This is a genomic window from Nostoc cf. edaphicum LEGE 07299, assembly GCF_015207245.1.
GTDB classification, from domain to species: Bacteria; Cyanobacteriota; Cyanobacteriia; order Cyanobacteriales; family Nostocaceae; genus Nostoc; species Nostoc edaphicum_B.
On sequence record NZ_JADEXF010000400.1, the window covers coordinates 1 to 4,776 of the forward strand.

Genomic DNA, 4,776 nt, shown 5'->3' on the forward strand with positions numbered 1-4,776 from the left:
GTTCTGAGTAGTCAACAGAACCGCGCAACTCGTTTTGTAAAATTTCCAGTCCGGCGTTAGCATACTCTTCAAATATTTGAGTACGTTTATCTTCATCTTGTTCTTCTCTAGATGAGAGTATGTTGATATCTTTAGTTTCAGTGATTCCTAATAATTTAATGATTAGGTCATAACCTAATGAAGCAAAATTTTCTTGTGGAATTGGAGATGGTTCTCTTTTTGTAGTTTCCCCCAAAGGAACACGCTTTTTATTTTTAACGCCCAATGCTGCTGCAAACACCATAACTTCTACATAAGTTTGAAAAGGCCCAGTTGTGTCTTTTGATGCGACTAGAGATTTCACCAACTCAGCCTTATCTTTAGCAACCCTGATTCTGTTTGCAGCCATTGTTTTAATATCTACATTGTTACTATTTTAACCGAAAGTCAAAAGCGGTCGCACATCTTACCGCATTATTTTATACTAGTATGTGGGCGATCGCTAAACAAACAAATTACCCACTAACATAGTCCATCCTGCCACTGCGCCTCCGCGTGAAATTTAAATTGATAATTGAACATCCTCATAAAGCAAAGAAATAGGAAAGCGGAAATCAACGCTGGTTAAATGAACTTCATCCCCTTGTTCATAAGGATGTAACTCCCAGAGTCCTCTATCATTTAACCGGAAGCAATCTAAACCGATTTTTTGAGCATCGATGAGGACGTATTCTTGCAAAGTCTCGATACGGCGATACTGCGTAAACTTTCCGCCTCTATCGTAAGCTTCCGTACTAGGGGAAAGAACTTCGACTATTAAACATGGATACTGAATAAATTTAATCGCTTGTCTATCCCGTTCATCACAACTGACTACAACATCAGGATAATGAAAAGGCCCATTCTCGGTTACGCCTACTCTTGCATCTGCCATAAAAGCGCGACAAGAACCTCCCCGCAAATGGCTTTTTAATGCTGAAGCTAAGTTTAGAGCAATAGTGGTGTGAGGAATAGTGCCCCCAGTTATCGCAAAAACTTCACCATTAATATATTCGTATTTAATCTCTTGGCGTTCTTCCCATTCCAGGTATTCTTTGGGAGTCATATAATTTTGTTCTGGACTCGCAACCATAACCTTATCCTTTTCAAAAGTTACTTTTCTCAACTCTAACTAAAAAACCTCTGCGCCTCTGCGTGAAAAAATCACCCGTCCGTTCTCACCGTCAAAACCTGCGGCGGCGTAGAATCTGGAGGATACAAAAAGTCCACCTGTACTTCTCGCTTTCCACCCGCTAACATTTTCAGCGTCACCAACGGTTCGCCCCTTTGTCCCCGACGCTGTACCAAATGCACATAGCGCGTCTTTTCCACACCAATATCATCGATGTAACGCACGCGCACCGTTCCCCGAAAGAATATTTGTTCTACACCAGGCTTTAAAAACAGCAGTCTATCTGTTCCCCCTTCATCCTTCACAGGAGTCTGGATTGATACAGTTACTGTCTGAGTTTGATTAGTAATATTTCTCAGAGGTAAAGTCAGATTGTATTCAACACCATAGTTACTGTGAGCAAAGTATGCCGTATCAGGATAGCGTTTTAACATCGCTGCACTTTGAATTTGCCCAGTGCTGAGAGTAATTAAATGTACAGTTCCCAAAGGATAAGAAAACGCCTTTCCTGCTTGGGGTATCGTTAACTCAGATACATTAGGATTATCCGTAAGCTGTGTTTGCCATTGCGTTCCTTGGGAGACACCAGCAACGCGACTAAATACCGTTGGTTCTCTGGGAGGGTCGAGAGGTGTAGGAATGGGGTCACGCTTTCCTGCTAAACTTGCTGTATCCAGAAGCTTTTGCCACTCGGCTAAGGTGGGTGGAATATTACTATTTTTAACTAAATTTGCGAGATAAACTGGGCTACTACTTGCCAAGCGCATCATCGTAGTGCGACCGTTAGAAGCAGGAGCCTGTACGGGAATGGCTAAATTCGCTAGGATTTGTGTTTCTTTTGGTTCTATCACCAGCTTTTCGGGAAAAATCCCCTGCCTAACCCCCCGCAACACATCATTCATTGTGCGATCGCCTGGGCCAGAGTAAACTGTACCTTGGGGATTTTCCACCACATCAGGTAAAGCGATAAACGGTGCTTCTTTGGTGAGGTAACTAGCTGCTTGTAATACTTGCAGCGTCACAGGTTCATTTCCTGGATTATGTACAATTATCCCTTGGTAAACAGTGCGGCTTTGGGCTGATGTTTCCGCCCTGACGATATGATGAGCAAATATATCAAATCTACCTTGAAAGGGATAATTTAAATGTGCTGACTGTACTTGTTTCTCATCTGGGGGGAAAGTTGATAGTAAAATTCCTTCAGTTGTTACCAGTTCGGGACTATTGCTGTTAAAGGTGGGAATAATATCGAGTTTTCCTGGTAAAGGGCGTACTTCTTGCGGATGTACTTCAACTCCAGCAATATATTGTGGAGGAACCGTGTAGATATTTAACGCCCGACATATCAAAGCTGCAACTTCACCTCTAGTAGCGCTTTGCAATGGTTTTAGCTGTTTGACATTGGGATAATTGACAACAATACTATTAATAGTCGCAGATGCAATGGAACTCTGTGCATAGTTAGGAATTTGTCCCGCGTCGTTAAAATATTGTTGTAATATCTGCGTTGGGTTGGATAGAGGACTGTAATTTTTCCCACCAGCTACGACACCAATGATTTGGGCGCGAGGAATTGGCTGGTTAGGCTGGAAAATCCCACCTGGATAACCAGAAAAAAATCTTTTTTGGTAAGCGGCAGAAATTGCTTTATTCGCCCAATAATTACTGGGTACATCTTTAAATGACGTAGCGGTGCGTTTCACTGGTGAATCAGGAAAAGCATTTAGCATCAACACTGCTGCTTCAGCACGTGTCACTGTTGCTTCTGGGCGAAAACTACCATCAGGGTAGCCTGTAATAAGTTTACGCTCTCCTAGTTGCTGGACACAATTTTTTGCCCAATAGCTTTGGGTGTCAGAAAAGGCTAGGGCGTTGGGGGTTGATAGAGTTAAGAGGGAAACGACGAGTACTGTAGTTTTTTTGAGGAGCATTAAAATAATTCGTAATTCGTAATTCGTAATTTGTATAGAAGTTAATAAAGGCGGTTAGAAACCGCGTCTACAGAGACAAAATCTTAATTTTCTCTTAGCCCACGGAGGTGGACTTTGTTTGTCTAGCTGCGTTCGCGTAGCGTGCCGGAGGCTCTATTCCATTCGCCTTGGCTTTTTGTTTACTTAATTACCTATCCCGTTCAACTTCCATAATTTCCGTATACTCAAACTCATTCGGACTTTGTTTCACTAAAGGATATCTTTCTCCACCCAACTCAATATTGTCTTGTTCGCAATCCGGCTTGGATGAATAATATGTAAGCACATATTCTCTACCAATTCTGTCTGTCATTTCCGCTTCAACTTCACCCCGCCACTGAGTTTTGGTTACTAAAACTATCAACTGATTCGCTAGTTGGGGAATTGTTTTCGCAATGTGTCGCCGCGAATTCTCATCCAAACTACCAAAGGGTGAATCCATCACTATGGGGAAAGTACTACTATCGGGAATCATCATCATTTTCCGCTTCTCACTCCATTCCCTTACTTTGTCAATAATGCTGGCAATAAAGGATAAACTGAGAATTTGATTCTCGCCCGTGGATGCTGCAACTGGTGCTTCTATGCCTGTAGTATTTTCTACTAATGTCAGTTCATATTTATCGCTAATTTTAGGAATATATGGAGTCACAGAAATCTCCATAAATATTTCTTGTACTCGCTTTTCTAGTTGCAGACGGAATTGTTGTTCTTGACGATTTCTAACTTCTGTTAATCGTTCGATTGCATCTTGAGTGGCGTTAATTCGTCGCTGTGCTAAAGTTTGCTTGTCTTCATTCAGCTTTTGTTTGGCGATTTGTTTATTTAAACCTTCAATTTCAGTCGTGAGTTGAGCAATTTGCTGCTGATTTGCACCTTGTTCTCGATTTAATTCATCAATTTTACTTTCAATTTCATCTAAACGTTTTTGCAAACTGCTAATTTCTTCATTGGCATCTTTTCGCAACCGTTCTTGAATATTGTCTAAATCGCCTTCAATTTGAGATATCGTTTGCCTTAACTGATTAATCCTAGTTTGTTCTCTATCAACTTCTTCCCAAAAACCTATAGCTTGCTTATCAATTTCATCTACTTGTGCGCTCATCCGAATTGCAGTTTCTTCCACCGCCGAGGAACCTGCTTTATTTAACCAGGTACTCACATGAGTATGAGAATGATTACCCTCGTGTAATTCTGCGCCACAAATACAGCGTTGGGAATTGAGTAAATCATTCACAAATTCCCGCGAAATTCCTGATGTTAACTCGCCGCGCTGTTTCAAATCATTGATAATTCCTCTAAACTGGGATGTAGTCTCTGAGAGCAAAACTGTATAACCCCGTGCAGAAATAACTTTTTTTAGAGCTTCCTTAGTTTTTTTATATTCTTCTTGATTTACCGTCTTTTGCGATTCTAAATTTTGCCATCTTTCTTGCAATTCTTTTGCAGCACTCAGTTCTCGCAAACGATTACTTGTCTCTTTTTTAGTAGTTTGTTGATATTCTAACTCTTCTTTAATTTCAGTTTGCCGCTTAGTAATGCGGTCACGCTCTCTTTGTATCTTTTCCTGCTGTCGTAATAGTTGTTTAATTTCAGAATGTACAATAGCTTTCAACTCATTTTCTAGGGTCTTTTTAGCCTCTCGTAAATGTCGTA

Annotated in this window: 4 protein-coding genes; all 4 read right to left on the reverse strand. The window is 41.0% G+C overall.

The annotated features are described in order from the left end of the window. A partial coding sequence (locus tag IQ229_RS13450; protein WP_194044420.1) for a DNA phosphorothioation-associated protein 4 occupies positions 1-388 on the reverse strand: 388 nt, incomplete at its 3' end. 153 nt (positions 389-541) lie between these two features. Further along, on the reverse strand, positions 542-1,111 hold the full coding sequence (locus tag IQ229_RS13455; RefSeq protein WP_194044422.1) for a Uma2 family endonuclease: 570 nt from the start codon (positions 1,109-1,111) through the stop codon (positions 542-544). Positions 1,112-1,182: 71 nt separating this feature from the next. Further along, the gene (locus IQ229_RS13460) at positions 1,183-3,081 is read right to left on the reverse strand and encodes a DUF3370 family protein (RefSeq protein ID WP_194044424.1); all 1,899 of its coding nucleotides are present in this window, start codon (positions 3,079-3,081) and stop codon (positions 1,183-1,185) included. A 187-nt stretch (positions 3,082-3,268) separates the two neighbouring features. Next, the coding region (locus IQ229_RS13465) for an ATP-binding protein (RefSeq protein ID WP_194044426.1) at positions 3,269-4,776 on the reverse strand (1,508 nt) is incomplete at its 5' end.